Source organism: Thioalkalivibrio sp. HK1, from assembly GCA_000583135.1.
Lineage (GTDB): Bacteria > Pseudomonadota > Gammaproteobacteria > HK1 > HK1 > HK1.
Map to the genome: position 1 here is coordinate 1 of JFBG01000102.1, position 18,115 is coordinate 18,115.

Annotated in this window: 18 protein-coding genes; 15 read left to right on the top strand and 3 right to left on the bottom strand. The window is 61.7% G+C overall.

Going from position 1 to position 18,115, the window contains the following annotated elements; all coding sequences use genetic code 11:
- From ribD to BF99_RS0119600, 10 genes are all read left to right on the top strand, one after another.
- Positions 1-982: bifunctional diaminohydroxyphosphoribosylaminopyrimidine deaminase/5-amino-6-(5-phosphoribosylamino)uracil reductase RibD (ribD, locus tag BF99_RS0119545; RefSeq protein WP_025772597.1), on the top strand; the 982-nt coding region annotated here is incomplete at its 5' end.
- 131 nt (positions 983-1,113) lie between these two features.
- Positions 1,114-1,848, top strand: a complete 735-nt coding sequence (locus BF99_RS0119550) for a riboflavin synthase (protein ID WP_231471467.1) — start codon at positions 1,114-1,116, stop codon at positions 1,846-1,848.
- Positions 1,849-2,036: 188 nt separating this feature from the next.
- On the top strand, positions 2,037-3,140 hold the full coding sequence (ribB, locus tag BF99_RS0119560) for a 3,4-dihydroxy-2-butanone-4-phosphate synthase (protein WP_025772601.1): 1,104 nt from the start codon (positions 2,037-2,039) through the stop codon (positions 3,138-3,140).
- A gap of 106 nt (positions 3,141-3,246) precedes the next feature.
- Positions 3,247-3,771 carry a 6,7-dimethyl-8-ribityllumazine synthase gene (ribH, locus tag BF99_RS0119565; RefSeq protein ID WP_156013506.1) on the top strand — a complete coding sequence of 175 codons (525 nt, stop codon included), beginning with the start codon at positions 3,247-3,249 and terminating at the stop codon, positions 3,769-3,771.
- Between the two features lie 76 nt (positions 3,772-3,847).
- Positions 3,848-4,324, top strand: a complete 477-nt coding sequence (nusB, locus tag BF99_RS0119570; RefSeq protein ID WP_025772604.1) for a transcription antitermination factor NusB — start codon at positions 3,848-3,850, stop codon at positions 4,322-4,324.
- Complete coding sequence (locus BF99_RS21605) at positions 4,321-5,541, top strand: thiamine-phosphate kinase (RefSeq protein ID WP_025772606.1); 1,221 nt, start codon at positions 4,321-4,323, stop codon at positions 5,539-5,541. The genes nusB and BF99_RS21605 overlap by 4 nt, the downstream gene beginning before the upstream one ends.
- A gap of 10 nt (positions 5,542-5,551) precedes the next feature.
- Complete coding sequence (locus BF99_RS0119580) at positions 5,552-6,031, top strand: phosphatidylglycerophosphatase A family protein (protein WP_025772607.1); 480 nt, start codon at positions 5,552-5,554, stop codon at positions 6,029-6,031.
- An 80-nt stretch (positions 6,032-6,111) separates the two neighbouring features.
- The gene (locus BF99_RS0119585; protein ID WP_025772608.1) at positions 6,112-6,924 is read left to right on the top strand and encodes an AIR synthase related protein; all 813 of its coding nucleotides are present in this window, start codon (positions 6,112-6,114) and stop codon (positions 6,922-6,924) included.
- Entirely contained in the window at positions 6,921-7,610 is a 690-nt protein-coding gene (gene mutH, locus BF99_RS0119590; RefSeq protein WP_038099169.1) for a DNA mismatch repair endonuclease MutH, read from the top strand. The genes BF99_RS0119585 and mutH overlap by 4 nt, the downstream gene beginning before the upstream one ends.
- A 325-nt stretch (positions 7,611-7,935) precedes the next feature.
- Positions 7,936-9,465, top strand: a complete 1,530-nt coding sequence (locus tag BF99_RS0119600) for a DHA2 family efflux MFS transporter permease subunit (protein ID WP_038099179.1) — start codon at positions 7,936-7,938, stop codon at positions 9,463-9,465.
- 72 nt (positions 9,466-9,537) lie between these two features.
- On the opposite strand, the gene BF99_RS22285 is transcribed toward BF99_RS0119600, so the two are convergent.
- Positions 9,538-10,506 carry an LLM class F420-dependent oxidoreductase gene (locus tag BF99_RS22285; protein WP_197019237.1) on the bottom strand — a complete coding sequence of 323 codons (969 nt, stop codon included), beginning with the start codon at positions 10,504-10,506 and terminating at the stop codon, positions 9,538-9,540.
- 290 nt (positions 10,507-10,796) lie between these two features.
- Here BF99_RS22285 and BF99_RS0119615 point away from each other — a divergent pair, with 290 nt between their 5' ends.
- The 3 genes from BF99_RS0119615 to cofC all read left to right on the top strand — a co-directional run bounded on the left by BF99_RS0119615 (position 10,797) and on the right by cofC (position 12,812).
- Complete coding sequence (locus BF99_RS0119615) at positions 10,797-11,453, top strand: HAD-IA family hydrolase (protein WP_025772617.1); 657 nt, start codon at positions 10,797-10,799, stop codon at positions 11,451-11,453.
- Entirely contained in the window at positions 11,447-11,941 is a 495-nt protein-coding gene (locus BF99_RS0119620; RefSeq protein ID WP_025772618.1) for a pyridoxamine 5'-phosphate oxidase family protein, read from the top strand. Before BF99_RS0119615 ends, BF99_RS0119620 begins: the two co-directional genes overlap by 7 nt.
- Before the next feature lie 76 nt (positions 11,942-12,017).
- Positions 12,018-12,812 (top strand): 2-phospho-L-lactate guanylyltransferase, encoded by a 795-nt coding sequence (gene cofC / locus BF99_RS22290; protein ID WP_197019238.1) that lies wholly within the window; start codon positions 12,018-12,020, stop codon positions 12,810-12,812.
- Positions 12,813-12,818: 6 nt separating this feature from the next.
- Here cofC and fgd read toward each other — a convergent pair whose 3' ends face one another.
- Together fgd and pgl are read right to left on the bottom strand one after the other, a co-directional pair.
- A complete protein-coding gene (fgd, locus tag BF99_RS0119630; RefSeq protein WP_231471469.1) occupies positions 12,819-13,814 on the bottom strand; it encodes a glucose-6-phosphate dehydrogenase (coenzyme-F420) in 996 nt (331 codons plus the stop codon).
- A gap of 33 nt (positions 13,815-13,847) precedes the next feature.
- On the bottom strand, positions 13,848-14,543 hold the full coding sequence (pgl, locus tag BF99_RS22295) for a 6-phosphogluconolactonase (protein ID WP_025772623.1): 696 nt from the start codon (positions 14,541-14,543) through the stop codon (positions 13,848-13,850).
- A 276-nt stretch (positions 14,544-14,819) separates the two neighbouring features.
- Between pgl and cofH the strand changes: the two genes are divergently transcribed.
- Entirely contained in the window at positions 14,820-17,405 is a 2,586-nt protein-coding gene (cofH, locus tag BF99_RS0119650; protein ID WP_197019239.1) for a 5-amino-6-(D-ribitylamino)uracil--L-tyrosine 4-hydroxyphenyl transferase CofH, read from the top strand.
- Positions 17,406-17,471: 66 nt separating this feature from the next.
- A partial coding sequence (gene cofE / locus BF99_RS0119655; RefSeq protein ID WP_025772627.1) for a coenzyme F420-0:L-glutamate ligase occupies positions 17,472-18,115 on the top strand: 644 nt, incomplete at its 3' end.

Here is an 18,115-nt window from a genome sequence, read left to right on the forward strand (position 1 = left end):
GATCGAGGCCGGGGTGGTGCGTGTGGTCGCCGCCGTCGGCGATCCCGATCCCGTGGTCGGCGGATCCGGTTTCGCCGAACTCGAGTCCGCCGGAATCGAGGTCCGACAAGGTATTCTCGAGGAGGAAGCCCGCGCCTTGAATCGGGGTTTTTTCAGCCGCCACCGGCGCCGGCGCCCGTGGCTGCGCTGCAAGATCGCCGCCACCCTCGACGGACGTACCGCCACCGCTTGCGGTGAAAGCAAGTGGATCACCTCGAAGGCCGCCCGAATCGATGTCCATTGTCTGCGCGCCCGCTCCGGTGCCATCCTCAGCGGGATCGGTACCGTGCTCGCCGATAATCCGCGTCTCGATGTCCGCATCCCTTCCAAGGCGGGCGATGATGGAGCCGGCGATCATGACCATCGCCGGATCGTCGTGCAAGGGAGCGAGAACGACGAAGATGCGATGGCTTTCGCCCCCCCGATGAAGGTCGTGGTCGACTCGACCCTTCGCACTTTGCCGACGGCCAGGTTGCTCGCCACCCCCGGAGCGGTATTGATCGCCTCGAGCGAGGCGATCGAAGGGGATGTGGCGTACCGCTCGAAGCATGAGGCCTTGATGGAGGCGGGAGCGGAGATCGTCTTCGTGCCCGAAGCGACGCCCGCAGGTGGTGGCGGCCTTTGCCTGATGTCGCTGATGCGTATCCTCGCTCGCCGCGGGGTCAACGAACTTCATAGCGAATGCGGGCCGACGCTGGCCGGAGCCTTGATCGATGCCGGTTTGGTCGACGAGCTCGTGATCTACCTCGCTCCGAGTCTGCTCGGGGACGAGGCCAAAGGCATGTTCGCTTTGTCGGCGATTCGCCGGATGCAAGATCGCATCCGCCTTTCGATCGACGGCTTTCGTCTGCTCGAAGGCGATATTCGCATCGATGCGAGCATCGCCTCCACCGGCAGATCATCGGCCATCGACGGGAGCGAAGACCCGATCGATCAGCGATGATGGCATCGGATGATCGCATCGAAGGGAGCGATTTCTTCTCGATGAGGGGCGACGGGGTTTTTCGAGGATCGAGGGCTCGCAGTGCCTCGCCCGAAGGCTTCGATGATCCGATCCATGGGATTGAAATGACGATGGGAGGAGCGATGTTCACCGGAATCGTGCAAGCCAAAGGGCGCATCGTCGAGCGTATCGAGGTGCGCCATGCCGGGGATGCCGATGCATCTTTCGTGATCGCCCCGATATCGGATGCCCGAGGCCTCGACGATCCTTCGGCCGTCGCCGGCTTCGGTTCGGGCTCTTTGGCGATCGGGGATTCCGTTTGCATCGGCGGGGTTTGCCTGACGGCGACGCAAGTGAAAGCGGACTCTTTTCATGTCGACGTCTCGGCGCCGACGCTTCGGTTGACGACCATCGCCGACTGGCAGGTCGGCCGCTGCGTCAATTTGGAACTGGCCCTGACGCCATCGAGCCTGCTCGGGGGGCATTTGGTCTCGGGGCATGTCGACGGTATCGGCGAGGTGCAAAATAAGCACGAGGATGCTCGCTCGTTGCGTTTGGATATCGCAATCCCCGGCGATCTCGGCCGATATGCGGCGATCAAGGGATCGATTTGCATCGACGGGGTCAGCCTGACCATCAATTCCGTCGAAGATATCGACTCCGGCGGATCCGATGGGCGGCGGAGCGTCGTCGGCGTGAATTTGATTCCCCATACATGCCGGTCAACGACATTGGGAGCGCTTCGGGTGGGGGATGCGCTCAATGTGGAGGTGGATACGATCGCCCGCTACACCGAGCGCTTGCTTTCCTATCGGGAGGTCGAAAATTCTTCGGGTTCGGATGCGGATGCGGATTCGGATTCGTAATCATGGCTCGATATTCGAAATATCCGTGATTCGCATCGATCGGGCGAACGCTCGTTCATATCGGATATCGAACCCGGGCGATCGAGGACCGTCGGGCTCGGATTTGGCGTATCGCTCGATAAACAAGTATGATCCGTAGCCCTTCGCCCGCCTTTCGTCCTCGGACTTATTCGACAGAGTTTTTTTCGATGTCATTCGATTGTGCTGCCGACCTCATCGCCGAATTCGAAAAAGGAAGGATTGTGGTACTCGTCGACGACGAGGATCGCGAGAACGAAGGCGATTTGATCATGCCCGCGGTCCATGTCACCGCCGAGGCGATCAACTTCATGAGCCGCTACGGGCGCGGATTGATCTGTTTGCCGATGACGCGGCAGCGCTGCGATCAAATCGGCCTGAGGCCGATGGTCGGCGAGAATCGGGAAGCCCAGCAGACCCAATTCACGGTATCGATCGATGCCGCCGACGGTATCTCGACCGGCATTTCGGCCGCGGATCGCGCCACCACCATCTTGGCCGCGATCCGTCCCGATGCCGCCCCTTCCGATTTCGTGCAGCCGGGCCATATCTTTCCCCTGATCGCGATGCCCGGCGGGGTGCTGACCCGTGCCGGACATACCGAAGCCGGTTGCGATCTCGCCCGCTTGGCGGGATTGGAGCCCGCCGCGGTCATCGTCGAAATCCTCAACGAGGACGGTACGATGGCGCGCCGCCCCGATTTGGAGCGATTTGCGAAGACCCACGGGCTCAAGATCGGAGCCATCGCCGATCTCATCGAATACCGGATGCTCAACGAAAAGACGATCAAGCGAACGGGGGAATGCGCCCTGCCCACCGAATTCGGCGATTTCCGCTTGGTTTCCTTCGACAGCGATATCGATGGTCGGGCTCATTTCGCCCTCGTCGTCGGGGATATCGACCCCGAGGCCCCGACCCTCGTTCGGGTGCACGTTCACGATCCCTTGAGCGATTTGACCGCCGGTCGGCGCGATGCCGGTTGGCCGATCCGCGATGCCTTGCGCCGGGTGAGCGAAGAGGGTGTCGGGGTGGTGGTGGTCTTGCGCCCTTGCGAGCCCGAGGAGAATTTGGCGGCGAGGATCGAGGCTTGGCGGAAAGAGGATGCAGGTCAGGCGGGACCGGCTCAAGATTCCGGCGAGAATCTGCGGACCTTCGGGCTCGGCGCGCAGATCCTCGCGGATTTGGGGGTGCGAAGGATGCGGGTGTTGAGCGCTCCCAAGCGTCTTCATGGTCTGTCGGGATTCGGTCTCGAAATCGTCGAATATGTGAGCTGACGAGGGCTTTGCTTCGATCGAGGAGCCATCTAGCCCCCGCCCTCGATCGCTCCTCGCCCTTTTTACCGTCGCTCTTTCAGGTAGCCTTTTTTTTCGAAACCCCACCATGGCCCATCACGATCTTGATCAGGCGGAGTTGCGCATCGCAGATACCCTCGATATCGAAGGGGCGGCATTCGGCATCGTGGCCTCGAGATATAACGAGGCGATCGTTTCTTCGATGCTCGAATCCGCCTTGGAGACCCTCCATCGGCATCGGGCGATGCCCGGGATCGAGATCCCCGTCGTGCGGGTGCCCGGGGCTTTCGAGTTGCCCTTGGCCGCTCGCCGGCTCGCCATCGCGCGAAATCTGCAAGCGGTGATCGCATTGGGGGCGGTGATTCGGGGCGATACCCCTCATTTCGATCATGTCTGCACCCAAAGCGCGCATGGAATTCTCACCCTTTCCTTGGAACTCGATATCCCCATCGCCTTCGGGGTGCTGACTTGCGATACCCAGGAGCAAGCGATGGCCCGGGCCGATCGGGCGGGCCAGGACAAGGGAAGGGAGGCGGCTCTCGTGGCCCTCGAGATGGTCTCCCTTTGCCGCGGATTGGATATCGATCATCGAGGGATGAAGGTTTCGAGATAAGCCCTTTCGGCTTCGATCTTCGCGCTCGGATGACGACGGCGCGCTCACCGATCTCCCCTTTTCGAACAGCGTAGCCATGGCCGCCCCCAATATTCGCCGTCGTACCCGCCAAGCGGCGGTGCAGGCCCTGTATCAGTGGCAGATGACGGATCAGTCCATCGACGATATCCGCGATCAATTCCATCGAAGGATGTCGCCCAAGATGATCGATCGCGATTTCCTGGGCGAGATCCTGAATGGGGTCAGCTCCGATATCGAGCGAATCGATGCGCTGCTCATCCCCGTGACCGATTGGCCCATCGCCGAGCTGGATCCGGTGGAACGCGCGATCTTGCGCCTTGCGGCTTTCGAGCTGCGCTCGCATGCCCATACCCCTTGGCGAACGGTGATCGACGAGGCGGTGAATCTGGCCCTCGTCTTCGGGGCCGATCAGAGCCATCGCTTCGTCAACGGGGTTCTCGATCGTCTCGCTCGTCGGCTTCGCCCGGAGATCGAAGGGGATGCGGGATCGACCATCGTGTCCGCCACGCAATCGAACGAGCGATCCCGATGAATCCGAGGATCGATCGCCCCCATCGACCCTCGGATTCAACATCGACGGAGCGTTGCGATCTCGATCCCGATCTCGATCCCGATCCCGATGATGGGCAAGGGGTTGTCGTTTTCGACAGCGTGGTCGCGATCGATACCCTCAACGAGGGAGTCCATTTCCCGAAGCGAGGGCTCGATCAAGCGGCGCCCTCGGCGCCCGATGTGGGATATAAAGCCCTCGCCGTCAATCTGAGCGACTTGGCGGCGATGGGGGCGGAGCCGGTCGGGGCCCATGCCGCGGTCTTTTTCCCCTTGTTACCTGCGCCCGTCGATCCTCGCCGATCCGATATCGAGGCCCTCGATACGCAGGCATGGGAGAGGGGGTTTCGTCAGGGCTTCGATGCCCTTGCCAAGCGCTGCGGCATCGAGGAGGCAAGGATCGAATTCCAGCGCTTTATCGCCTGCGAATCGACGGGGAAGGGCTCGCTCGTCGATGCCATTTCGATCACCGTCAATGTCCACGGACGCAGTCCTCGAGGGCAGGCGCTGACCCGTCGGGGGGCGCGTCCCGGCGATCGCATCTTCGTTTCCGGCACCCTGGGCGATGCCGGCGGCGGATTGGGGGTCGCATCGAGTCGCGGTGCCTTCGAGCCCGGGTCGAGTGCGTCCATTCTTTTGTCGCGCCTTCATCGACCCACCCCGCGTTTGGCCCTCGGGCGGGCGCTGCGGGGATTGGCCACCGCCGCCATCGATATCTCCGACGGTTTGGGTCAGGACTTGGGTCATCTCCTCGAAGCAGGTCAGGTCGGCGCGCGCATCGACGTGCGTTGTTTGCCCATCTCCGGCGCATTGAAAAGCGTCGTTGGAGATGAGTCCGCCCGGAGGCTGGCTCTCGGGGCGGGAGACGATTACGAGCTGCTGTTCACGCTTCCTTGCGAATCGGAAATCGATCGGTCGATGCCCCGATTTTCGATACTGAAATCATCGATACTGAAATCGTCGATGCCGAGATCGTCGATGCCGAAATCGTCGGCGTCGAGCTCGTCGGCGCCCGATGCGCATATCGCCGATATCCCGGTCACGGAGATAGGGAGGATCGAGGCTAGATCCGGTTTGCGTATCATCGGCGCCGAAGAAGCGATCCTCGCCCCACCCTCGGGTTATCGACATTTCAGGGAATCCGAAGAAAGGGGCTCGCCCCTCGATGCGCCCTACCCGATCGACAAGGCCTTTTCTTGAAGGTAACAGGATGCCTTCGAATCCCCGTCCTCCCCCCCGCACCCTCGTGCACTGGATTGCCTTCGGGGGCGGGGCGGGCCTGTCGCCGATCGCCCCCGGGACCGCCGGCACCCTCGTTGCGATCCCGATCTATCTGGCGATCGCCGCTTGGCCGCTTAGCTACTATCTCGGATTCGTCCTTGCCTTCGGGCTTGCGGGGATCGCGATATGCAACCGCACCGCCCGAGACTTGGAAGTCCCCGATCACCCCGGGATCGTCATCGATGAAATCGCAGGCTTTCTCCTGGCGATGAGCGCCTTGCCTGCGAACGGATATTGGATTGCCGCCGCCTTCGTATCCTTTCGCCTTCTCGATATCTCCAAGCCGTGGCCGATCTCGGTGATCGATCGCCGCCTCAAGGGAGGGTTGGGAGTGATGCTCGACGATTTGTTGGCGGGGGCGATGGTCTGCGTCGCCCTCCATGCGCTACGCGCCCTCCTCGGCGATTGATATCTCGCAAGGCCGATGACGGCTTTTCGGGGATACCCCGAAATAGATGCCGGCGACAAAGCGAAGGGTGTGGTAACGATATGGATGAATTCGAGATCATCGATCGTTTTTTTCAAGGGTCCACCTCGCCCCGATCGGATACCTTGCTCGGTATCGGGGACGATGCGGCGATCCTCGCCACCGGCGGCCGGCCCTTGATATCGGCGATGGCGACGCTGAATCCGATGGTGGCGACGAAGGGCGATTCTTCCATCGACTCCGGACAGGACGAGGGCGCCGATGAGGCGCGTGCCGTTTTCGCCCAGGCCTTGATTCGGCTTTGCCTTCGTCGCATCACCCCCCGCTGGGTGACGCTGGCATTGAGCTTGGAGAGCGTCGCCGGGGATCGAAGCATCGCTTGGCTCGAATCCTTCGCTTGTGGCGTGAAAGAAATCTGCCGCTCCTGCGAGGTGGAATTGGTCGGAGGGGATACCACCCGAGGGGCGAATCGGATCGTGGTTTTCGCGCATGGTCTTTCCCGCTCGTCCTTGTCGCCCCGGCAGGCAAGGGCCTCGACCTCTCGGCAAGGGCGCAAGGCGCAAGAGATGCCGCCGGGGTTCTCGGCCTCGATGCGGGCGAGCGAGGGCGAGGATCGCTCGAAGGTTTCATCCGATTCGCTTCGGCTCGGGTTCACCCGCTTTTCCTCGGCCGCGGTATCGGACTTGATCGCCCTTTATCGCTCCCCGGTGGCCGAGCGCATCGGGCCGTCGATCTTTGGCGTGAGCGACGAGCCGAGGGCATCATCGGGCGGTGAATCCCTCGTCGCCTCCATCGACATTCGATGCGATGACGAGGGGAAGGAGGCCTTGCGCCTCTATGCCGCGCGGCATATCGAGGTCGTCGAGTTGCCATGATCCTCTCGATCGTTCCTCGACCATCACCGCCCCCTAGAAGCGAAGAGGAGTTGATGGCGCGGGCGAATGCCTTGGCCGGACGCACCCTGGGCGAGGTGGCGCAGGAGTATTCGCTGATACCCTTGGGGGGATGGCGTCACAATAAAGGCTGGATCGGGATGCTGATCGAGCATGTCTTGGGGGCGAGCGCGGCCTCGAGACCCGAGCCGGATTTCCCGCTCCTGTCGGTGGAGCTCAAGACCATCCCCGTCGGACGCACCGGTCGCCCGCTGGAATCCACCTTCGTTTGCGCCGTCCCCCTTGCCGGCGATATCGCCGCCGATTGGCGGCAGTCCAATATCTTTCGCAAGCTCGCGCGGGTGCTATGGATGCCCTTCGAGAGCGAGCGGACGATCCCGTTCGAAGCGCGCCGCATCGGATCTCCTTTGCTATGGAGTCCCTCGCCGCCCGAGGAGGCGCTTTTGGAGCGGGATTGGGGGATGCTGATGGATCGGGTGATTTGCGGACAAGTCGAGGAGATCAGCGCAAGCGAGGGTGAATACCTGCAAATTCGACCCAAGGCGACCAAAGCGACGGCTCGTCGCTCGGTGATCGGGATCGACGGGGAGCGCGAGATGCTCTTGCCGCGGGGATTTTATTTACGGCCCTCGTTCACCGCGGCCATCTTGGCGAGGTATTACTCGTGAATCCGAGCGGGTGAGCCGTCCTCGATTCGGCGAAAAGGGGCAGGCAGGGCCTGAATGTCCTTTCGCCTTCGATGCGATATGAGAGCCGTCATGGGAGCGATTTTTCGGATCGAATCTTTCTTTTTCATCGATCGACGCTCGTTCGAGATTCTCCCCGGACGATTCCCATCCCCTTTCGATGAAATCTCATCGACCGGGCTCCCCGAGGTGAATCGGCCAAGGGATGGCATCGTCGAGGGCGAGGCGATATCGTCGATCGCATCGTTTTTCGAATCCGTCGTTTTTCGGCGCGGGCTTGATCTCGTTCTTCGATGAACGATCTTCGATGAGCGATCGATCGACCCCATCGGATGGCTTGTCCGCTCTGTGCGAGGAGTCCTCCTCGCGCAAGGTGCTGATTCTGATCACCGCCTCGATTTGCACGACCCTCTATTCCGTCACCGTCACCATCGTCAATATCGCCTTGCCCCAGTTGCAAGGCGCACTCTCCGCAACCCCGGATCAGATCGCGTGGGTCATCACCTTGAATGTGGTGGCGACCGCGGTGGTAACGCCGCTGACCGGTTGGCTGGTCGCCAATCTCGGTCAGCGGCGGTTGATGCTGATCACGGTGGCGGGTTTTGCCGTGACCTCCTTGTTCTGCGCGCTGGCCGACACCCTCGAGATCCTGATCCTGTGGCGAGTGGGGCAGGGGATTTTCGGAGCCCCCATCGTGCCCCTTTCGCAGGCCATTTTGCTGGCGACCTATCCGGGGCGGGATCGAGCCCGCGCTCAGGGTTTTTTCGGGATGGCCGTGATACTCGGTCCCGCCATCGCTCCCGCCGTCGGCGGCTGGCTCGCCGAGGCCTACGATTGGCGTTGGATATTTTTTCTGATCACGCCTTTTTGCATCGCCGCCTTTTTCTTAGCCCTCGCCTTCATCGAAGAGGGCGGTCGCAACGACGATCTGCGTTTGGACTGGACGGGTTTTCTCACCCTATCCATCGCCATCGTCTGCCTGCAACTGATGATCGATCAAGGCGAGCGGTACGATTGGTTCGAATCGGGCCGCATCCTTGTTTTTGCAGGCTCGATGCTGCTCTTTTTCTATCTCTTTACGGTGCATAACGCGACCGCCCGCGATCCCTTCGTCAACCCCATGCTGTTCACCGATCGCAATTACATCGTCGGTCTGGTCTTGGTATTGATCTACGGGATGCTGAATTTCACCCCGATCACGCTTCTGCCCCCGATGTTGCAGGGGCTCAAAGGTTATCCGGATTCGCTGATCGGCACCCTGATCGGGATGCGGGGGATCGGGATGGTGATCGGCTTTTTTCTCGCCGGGAGGCTGGGAAATCTCGATCCGCGGATCAGTTTGTCGATCGGCATCGTTCTTACCGGTATCAGCGGATTGATGATGGCCGCCTTCGAATTCGACGTGCCGCCATCGAAGATCGCGATCGCCGCCGTGATCCAAGGCATCGGCGGGGGGTTGATGTGGGTGCCGTTGACCATCGTTTGTTTCGCCACCTTGCCGTCTCGATTCCTTTCCGACGGTTCGGCGATCTTCCATCTCCTGCGCAATTTCGGTTCCAGCATCTTCATATCGATCAGCGTGATGATCGTGGTGCGCACCGCTCGGATCAACCACTCGGGATTGGTCGAGGGGATCGGCCCTTTCAACGAGGCGCTGCGCCTTTCCTCCATCAGCGGGGCGTGGACGATCGAGGATATATCGGGTCTTTCGCAGTTGAGCGCGGAAGTCGAGCGTCAGTCATCGATGATCGGATACGAAAACGCCTTCTTGCTCTATGCGGTGGTTTGTTTTTCGATCCTGCCCCTTCTTCTTTTCGTGCGCATTCGAGGGCGTTGATGCCCTCGCCCCATCGCTTATCTTGGGCATCGTCGCCGCCTTCGATCGGGGAGGGATCGATCGACGATCGCCTCACCGGCTCTTGGATTCGACCTTCGGCATCACATCCTCGGCAAAATGCTGCATGGCCGCCAAAGATCGCTCGAGATCGCCTCGTTGGAAGTTCAAAAGCGTTTGCCGAACCCCGATCTCCCCCAGATTCCCGATATCGTCGATGATGGCCTCGGTGCTTCCGGTCAATAGATGGTGTTTGCCATCGACCTTGGCTTCCGGTCGAGTCTCGTCATAGAGATTGGACCAAAGGGCCAAGCCGATCGTCGCCGGATCCCGAGCGTGTTTTTCGGCCAGGTCATGCAGCTCTTGCACCCCTTGGCGAAATCGATCCAGGGTATCGAGGGGATGCCGCGGATTGGTATGGATCGGGAACCAAGCATCCCCCAAGCGCACGGTACGCAGCTTGGCGGCCTTGCTTTCTCCGCCGATCCAGATCGGTACCCCGGGACGCTGCACCGGTTTGGGCAGGAAGGTGATATTGGAAAAACGAAAATGTTCGCCGTCGAAAGCCGGTTCATCCTCCCGCCACAGGATCCGGCAGGCTTGGATGATCTCGTCGCTGACCCTTCCCCGGGCGGCGAAGGGTGGGGCCTGTATGGCCTCGAATTCCTCCTTCATCCACCCCGCCCCGACCCCGAAGGTGAAGCGTCCGTCGCATAGTCGATCGATGGTGGCGATCATCTTGGCGGTTTCGATGGCCCCGCGATGGGGGGCGACGGTCACCGAGCTCAACAACCGGGCGCGGCTCGTGATCGCCGCAAGAAAGCCGAGCAAAGTGAATTGTTCGAGGCAATCCCCGCCTTCCGCCCCCGGGAAGTCCCCCGATGCGCAGTAGGGATAGCGGGAGTCGATGGATCGCGGAACGATCAGATGATCGGAAGCCGAAAGCCAGGAAAATCCCAAATTCTCGGCGTGGCGAGCGATGGCCTCGATGCTCTTTGCCTCGGCCAAGGGTCCCCGGGTCGGGATGCCAAGTCCATATTCCACCGTGATTCTCCTTTCGATAAAAAGCCCTGCCGCCATCGATCCGGATCGCGAATCGAGATCGATGATCGATGATCGATCGCTATCGTATTGTCTCGGTCGCCTTTTTCGGAAGGTAGCGAATCGATCACCGCCTCGGTGCGCGATCCATCATCCCGGGCCCCTTCCCCCGAGGCTTCGATGATATTGCGCTTTCGAAGGCGGGCACGCCCTTTTTTCTCATCCCAAGCCATGATGGATGCGGAAAGTGCGAAGATATCGAATCGAGTCGATAGTCAACCGAGGATCGAACGATGACGAAAGATGTCTCCGGGCGTCGAATCGAGGGAGTGCTCTTCGATTGCGACGGGGTATTGGTGGATAGCGAGCGCGTCGCCATCGAGTGCATCGTCGAAAGCGCCGCCGAGATGGGCGTGATTTACGATCCCGAAGAGGCCGAGCGACAATTCACCGGGGCTCGGATGGCGAATACCGTACGCGATATCGAAAAGCGGGCGGGGCGGGCCGTACCGGTGGGTTTCGAGGAGGATTTACGGGCTAAGATGGCGCGCAAATTCGAAGGGGGGTTGGAGCCGATGGCCGGGGCCAAGGCATTGATCGAGTCCTTGTCCTTGCCTTTTTGCGTGGCCTCCAACGGTCCTCGGGCGAAGATGGAATTGACCTTGAAGGTCACCGGCTTGATCGAATATTTCAAAGGCCGCATCGTCAGCGCCTACGAGGTCGGGGTGTGGAAGCCGGATCCCGGGCTCTTTTTGCATGCGGCGCGGCATATCGGCGTGGAGCCCGAGCGTTGCGCGGTGGTCGAAGATAGCGATTACGGAATCTCGGCCGGGGTGGATGCCGGGATGCAGGTCTTCGCCTTGGTCGATGCCGCAAAGGCCGGAACCCTCCCCGAAGGAGTGGTGGCGGTGAGGGGGTTGTCCGAGCTGCACGAGATCTTTTCATGCTGAGCGATGCCGAGCGTCGCTTCGTGGAGTCGATGCCGGTGGCTCGCTTGGCCACGGTGGGGGCTGGCGGGATGCCCCATCTGGTGCCGATCTGTCATGGCTTGATCGGCGGCAATATCTATACCACCGTGGATCGAAAGCCGAAGCGCTTCTTGTCGGCGAACTCGGCGGCGGCGATCGATATTACGCCCAAGACCCCCGAACGATTCCCCCTCGGGCGGTTGCGCAATATCGCCCATCATCCGCAGGCGGCGATCCTCGTCGATCGCTACGATGAGGATTGGTCGCAGCTTGCATGGGTGATGCTTCGGGGGCGAGCGGAAATTCTCGAAGCCGGCGACGAGCACGATCTTGCGCAAAATCTGCTGTGTCGGCGTTATCCTCGCTATCGTTCGATGTCCATCGAGGAGCTGCCGGTCATCGCCCTTCGCATCGATCGCGTGAATTCCTGGGGGGCGATCGATGCTTCGAAGCCCTCGTTCGAAGCCTGAAAGATCAAGGGCGATTGTTCTCTTTTATCCGAACCCTTGGGTCTTTCGTCCCGAATCCTTTGCCGGTTTATTTGCGATGCCCGCTCATATCCATGCCGTGGTACCGGTCAAGGACCGAGCGCAGGCCAAAGGGCGCCTTGCGGGGGTCTTGGATGCAAAGGAACGTAGTTCGCTGTGTCGAGCGATGCTCGAAGATCTGTTGGATCAGCTGATCCGGGCGAGATCGCTTGCCGGCATTTCCCTCGTGGCTTGCGATGACGAGACCATCGCATTGGCGGATCGCTACCGGGTGGAGTGTTTGGTGGAAGAAAAGAATGAAGGCCACGATGCCGCGGTCGCATTCGCTTCGAATCGCTTGGCGGATCGGGGGGTGCAAGGATTCCTCCAGCTCCCCGGCGATATCCCGGGGGTTAGGGCATCGGAGATCGATCGGTTGATCGCCGCCCATGCCTCGGCGCCGGCATTCACCATCGCCCCGTCGCACGATCGTCGGGGATCGAATGCGATCGTTTGCTCTCCCCCCGATCTGCTACCGCTTCGCTTCGGGGACGACAGTTTTCGCGCGCATCTGGCGAAAGCCCGGGCTTTGGGTATCGAGCCGATGGTGGTCGAGTCTCCGGGGATCGCTCGTGATATCGATACCTTGGACGATATCCTCGCCTTTCTCTCGACACCTGCCTTTCTTTCGAACCCTTGCGATACCCGCACCCGTCGCTTCCTTGTCGAGCGGGGATTCAAGCCCTCGAACGCTCTTCGAATTCCTCCTTCGAATCCCGGGTCTCGGGCGGCGTCGGGGGTCGAGGCGAGCGATGGGGCTTCGACGGCGACGAAGAGCGTCCCGGAGCCGACACCATCTCGGCCCCGCTCGTGATCGCGCTCACCCGAAACGGGCGCGAAGCAGCGGCAATACCCGCATGGCGTAGAGATCGATGAAGCGGTGTTGGTCCGCTCCCGGGGCGTGAAAGACCAGATGACGGAATCCCGAGGCGATCACCGGTGCGATGCGCTCGACATGTTCGTGCGGATCGTCGGAGACGATCCATCGCTTGGCGGTGCGCTCGACAGGCAGGGCATCGGCGAGACGCTCCATCTCCTTGGGATCATCGACCCGGATTTTTTCTTCCGGGGAGAGGGCCAAGGCGGCCCAATGCCGGGTGTCCTCGAGTGCCCGCGCCCGATCGCTATCGAAGGAGACCTTCATTTCGATCGTCAAATCCAACGCTTCGAGGCCGCGCCCCGCTTTTTCGGCCCCGGCTCGCACCGCAGGCAGCAGGATATCGGAGTAGAGCGAGGGATCCTTGCCGCTGGTGCAGATGAAGCCGTCCGCCATCTTGCCTGCGAGTCTGGCCACGACGGCTCCGGCGGCCGCGATATAAAGGGGGATCGGATGTTCCGGGCGATCGTAGATGGTCGCCTTCTCGGTACGGTAATACTCCCCTTCATGGCTCACCCGCTCCTCGCTCCACAGCCTTTTCATCAGCAAGGCCGCCTCCTTGAGGCGGTGGAATCGTTCTTTGAATTCCGGCCAGGGAGCGCCGGTGGCCGGGACCTCGTTGATCGACTCCCCGCTGCCGATCCCGAGCATCACCCTTTGGGGATACATGGCTCCCAAGGTGCCCATGGCTTGGGCGACGATGGCCGGGTGATAACGAAGGGTGGGGGTGACCACGCTGGTGCCGATCACGATCCGGGAGGTACGTTCTCCGAGCGCTCCGAGCCAAGCGAAGGAAAAGGGTGCATGGCCGTTGCGGTGTCGCCAGGGTTGGAAATGGTCGCTGACCAAAACCGAGTCGAATCCCGCCTGTTCGGCGTGCACCGAGAATTCCAGTAGTTCGCGCGGACCGAATTGTTCGGCCGATGCTTTATATCCCAAGGTCAACATGAGTCTTCTTCGTCTCCATCGATATCATCCACCGCTGCCGGGGTGGTTCGCAGCCGCCGCATCCGCAAAGAGTATCGAGCATCGGCGCTCGATGCGTCCGGCGGGGATGGTCGGATCCCCGGCTCTTAGCCGTTCCAGCATCGCCCGTTTTCGCTTCCCGGTGATGAGCCACAGCCTTTCTCGGGCGCAGTTGATAGGGCCATCGCCCAAGGTCATGCGGCGATGCCCGAGATAGGACTCGGTGAAGGCGACCGGCCGTTCGGGCGGCTTTCCTCCCGGCAGCAAGGAAGCGGTATGACCGTCCTCGCCCAAGCCCAACTGCACGAGATCGAGCTTCCCTTCCCGGCAATGCCGCTCGATGGCGAGGGCGTAATCATCGCACGCCTTGGTGGGGTCGTCGTCGTTGACCGGCATCGGATGCAGCTGCGATGCGGGCAAGGGGCTTCGCATCAAGATCGCCTCGAGCAAGGTGGCATTGCGGGCGGGATCGCCCTTCGGGGCTTTGCGTTCGTCCACCTGAAAGATCCGGATCGCCGACCATGGGATATCCTTGTCGATCAGAAACTCCAGCATCGCCCAAGGGCTGCTTCCTCCGCTCAAAGCCATGGTGAATAAGCGGTGACGCTCGACGCCTATCCGGATGCGTTCGGCGATCCGTTCCGCCGCCGAGGCCGCCGCTTCGAGGGCCGATGGATGAATCTCGATTTGCATGTCGTCCATATCGCTTTTCGCTTCGGGGATGATTTTGGGATTTTCCTTGGATCCGATCCTTCGATCCGACGATCCGATCGCTTTGATCGATCGCTTCGGTCGATCGCTTTTGCAAAATCCCTCCCGTCGTCGACACGATCGAGGGATGGGCTAAGAAGCGGCCTTGACGTTCATCCGCATCGAAAGGGGATCGAAGGATTCGGGGGCGATCGATGCCCGTTTGCCGCTTGCCGCCGAGGAGAGGATGCACCGTGATCGTCGCCGATCCAGGATCGATCCTCGAAGATGCCGAGCCATGATGGATATCAACGCAGGAGGCTGACCTTGATCCGCAAGATAATCGATCTGACCTTGCACGCCGGCCGAATGGATGCCGAGCATGCGCTGGCCCTTGCCGATTTTTTCTCCCATCGAAGCGATGTCCTCGATCGGGCGAGCCTTGCCGTGCGCGAAGGGGGGTCGCCGACCGATCCCGCCGATGATGAGCTCCCCCGAGAGATGATGCGCTTGATGGAAGCCGCCTGCGAGATTCGCGCAAGGCGAAGCGGCGATATCATCCGCTATTCCCCCAAAGTTTTCATTCCCTTGACCCGATTGTGCCGCGATGTTTGCCATTACTGCACCTTCGCCAAATCCCCTTCCAAGCTCCAAGCCCCCTATCTATCGTTGGAGGAGGTGATCGATATCGCTCGCCGAGGGGCGCAGGCCGGTTGTACGGAGGCGTTGTTCACCTTGGGGGATCGGCCGGAGCTGCGCTACCGCGCGGCGCGAGAAGCGTTGGCAAAGATGGGTTTTGCCTCCACCATCGATTATCTCGTGCATGCGGCAAGGCGGGTGCACGAGGAAAGCGGGCTATTGCCCCATGTCAATCCCGGCTTGATGAACGACGACGAACTCGTCCGTTTGCGCGAGGTTTGCGTTTCCGCGGGATTGATGCTGGAATCGACCTCGATGCGTCTTTGCGAAAAAGGCGGACCGCATTACGGATCGCCGGATAAAGATCCCGCCCGTCGCCTCGATGTTTTGGAAAGGGCGGGTCGGATTGCGCTGCCGTTCACCACCGGCATCCTCATCGGTATCGGAGAGACTCGTATCGAGCGCATCGAATCCTTGCTGGCGATCCGCGATATCGACGATCAATATCACCACATACAAGAAGTGATCGTGCAGAACTTTCGCGCCAAGGCGGGCACGCCGATGGCCACCGCGCCCGAACCCTCGTTGGCGGATCACCTATGGACCATCGCGATGGCCCGCCTCGTATTCGGGCCGCGGATCAGCGTGCAGGCGCCGCCGAATCTACGCTTGGGTTCGCTGCACCGTCTGCTCGCCGCCGGGCTCGACGATTGGGGGGGTGTCTCTCCCCTGACCCCGGATCATGTCAATCCGGAGCGGGCATGGCCCCATCTTTCGACCCTCGAGGGCATCACCGAGGCCGCAGGTCATTCTCTGGTGCCCCGCTTAGGCCTGCATCCCGAATATGTGCAAGAGGGCGATCGCTGGATCGCCGCCGGCTTGCGCCGGGCGGTTTCGGCGCACAGCGACGGCGAGGGTTTTGGCCGTGAAAGCCTTTGGTATGCGGGCTCGGCGCGACATCCGCCGCCGGCATTCCCCGCCCCCGGGATCGCCGCTCGCCGCTCGAAGGAGTTGGATGAGATCCTCTTTCGTTCCGAGGCCGGGCAAGCCTTGGACGAGGACGATATCGTCGCCCTCTTTGCCGTACGGGGCGGGCAGGTCAAGGCCCTTTGCGAGGCCGCGGATCGCCGCCGCCGCCGGCGATGCGGCGACGAGGTGGGCTATGTGGTCAATCGCAACATCAACTACACCAATATCTGCACCTTCAAATGTCGTTTTTGCGCATTCTCCAAGGGAGCCCCGGGGACGAGCTCCCGCGGAGTTCCTTACGACCTCGATCTGAACGAAATCGCCCGCCGCACGCGCGAGGCATGGGAGCGGGGGGCCACCGAGATCTGCCTGCAGGGCGGGATCCATCCCGGCTACGACGGTGAGACCTATCTGGCGATATGCCGCGCGGTCAAGGAGGCGGCCCCCGATGTGCATATCCACGCTTTTTCTCCGCTGGAAATTTGGCAAGGCGCCCGCAGTTCGGATCTGGATTTGCCGCAATACTTGGGGAGCCTGCGAAAGGCGGGGTTGGGATCCCTGCCCGGCACCGCCGCCGAGGTGCTCGACGACGAGGTGCGCGAGCGGATCTGCCCCGATAAGATTCGCACCGCGCAGTGGTTCGAGGTCATGCGCATCGCCCATCGGATCGGTTTGAGGACCACGGCCACCATCATGTTCGGCCATCTGGATCGTTATCGACATTGGGCGAGGCATCTGATCGGGTTGCGGGGGTTGGCCGCTCGCAGCGGCGGATTCACGGAATTCGTTCCTCTTCCCTTCGTCCATGAGCAATCCCCGCTTTATCTGCGCGGCGAGGCGCGGCGGGGGCCGACCCTGCGCGAGGCGGTGTTGATGCATGCGGTGGCCCGTTTGGTTCTCGATCCCCATATCGTCAATATTCAAGCCTCGTGGGTGAAGCTCGGACCCGAGGGGATGAGGCTGGCATTGGCGGCGGGCGCCAACGATGCCGGCGGCACGCTGATGAACGAGTCGATCACCAAGGCCGCCGGAGCGGATTTCGGTCAGGAGATGCCGCCCGAACGCATGGAGTCGATCATCCTTGGTGCCGGTCGCATCCCGGTGCAGCGTACGACCCTCTATCGTCGGGCTCCGGCAAAGAGGCGGGAGCGCTCCTTCTCCGCCCCGGCCTTGTCCGAGCCGATCCCGACGCCTTCGGGGTCGCATCGCTCGCATGAATCGGCCGAGCCTCGCATTCGAAGCCAAGCGGGTCGGTGCGCCGGATAATGCCCGCTCCTTTGCGGTGCTTGCGCTCGATGACGTTGTCGTATCGATAAGCGCGACCCTTAGACATTGAATAAAAAACCCTCCACGCTGGCCCTGACTCCCTTGGAAGGGATCCCGCTCGTCGGCGAGGGCGACGATCCGGGGGGCTTGATCGCCCGCGCCGTCGAGGAAGCGGGAATCGTCCCCGTTGCCGGCGACGTGATCGCGATCACGCAGAAGATCCTTTCCAAGGCCGAGGGGCGGCAGGTGAGTCTGGCGGATATCGAACCATCGCCGCCGACGCGAGCGCTGGCCGCCGAACTCGAAGCCGACCCGCGCATGGTCGAACTCGTGCTCCGTCAATCCCGGGCCATCGTCACCTACGGCCATGGGGTGTTGATCACCGAGCATGAGAGCGGCCATGTCATGGCCAATGCCGGGGTGGATCGATCGAATACGAGCGCGAATACGGACGAGACGCTCTTGCTCCCGGCGGATGCGGATGCGAGCGCGGATGCATTGCGGCGCGATCTGACGAGGCGTTTCGGTTGTCCGGTGGCGGTGGTGATCGTCGATAGCGTCGGCCGCCCCTTCCGGCAGGGGGTGGTGGGGATCGCGATCGGGGTGGCGGGTCTGCCGGCGCTCGTCGACCTGCGCGGGGAGCCGGATCTTTTCGGCCGGCCTTTGAGGGTCACGATCGGTGGCTTTGCGGATCAGATCGCATCGGCGGC

Excerpts from the sequence above, each read along its gene's own strand:
- BF99_RS0119550 (WP_231471467.1), top strand. The coding sequence starts at position 1,114 with ATGGGAGGAGCGATGTTCACCGGAATCGTGCAAGCCAAAGGGCGCATC.
- ribB (WP_025772601.1), top strand. The coding sequence starts at position 2,037 with ATGTCATTCGATTGTGCTGCCGACCTCATCGCCGAATTCGAAAAAGGA.
- ribH (WP_156013506.1), top strand. The coding sequence starts at position 3,247 with ATGGCCCATCACGATCTTGATCAGGCGGAGTTGCGCATCGCAGATACC.
- nusB (WP_025772604.1), top strand. The coding sequence starts at position 3,848 with ATGGCCGCCCCCAATATTCGCCGTCGTACCCGCCAAGCGGCGGTGCAG.
- BF99_RS21605 (WP_025772606.1), top strand. The coding sequence starts at position 4,321 with ATGAATCCGAGGATCGATCGCCCCCATCGACCCTCGGATTCAACATCG.
- BF99_RS0119580 (WP_025772607.1), top strand. The coding sequence starts at position 5,552 with ATGCCTTCGAATCCCCGTCCTCCCCCCCGCACCCTCGTGCACTGGATT.
- BF99_RS0119585 (WP_025772608.1), top strand. The coding sequence starts at position 6,112 with ATGGATGAATTCGAGATCATCGATCGTTTTTTTCAAGGGTCCACCTCG.
- mutH (WP_038099169.1), top strand. The coding sequence starts at position 6,921 with ATGATCCTCTCGATCGTTCCTCGACCATCACCGCCCCCTAGAAGCGAA.
- BF99_RS0119600 (WP_038099179.1), top strand. The coding sequence starts at position 7,936 with ATGAGCGATCGATCGACCCCATCGGATGGCTTGTCCGCTCTGTGCGAG.
- BF99_RS0119615 (WP_025772617.1), top strand. The coding sequence starts at position 10,797 with ATGACGAAAGATGTCTCCGGGCGTCGAATCGAGGGAGTGCTCTTCGAT.
- BF99_RS0119620 (WP_025772618.1), top strand. The coding sequence starts at position 11,447 with ATGCTGAGCGATGCCGAGCGTCGCTTCGTGGAGTCGATGCCGGTGGCT.
- cofC (WP_197019238.1), top strand. The coding sequence starts at position 12,018 with ATGCCCGCTCATATCCATGCCGTGGTACCGGTCAAGGACCGAGCGCAG.
- pgl (WP_025772623.1), bottom strand. The coding sequence starts at position 14,543 with ATGGACGACATGCAAATCGAGATTCATCCATCGGCCCTCGAAGCGGCG.
- cofH (WP_197019239.1), top strand. The coding sequence starts at position 14,820 with ATGCCGAGCCATGATGGATATCAACGCAGGAGGCTGACCTTGATCCGC.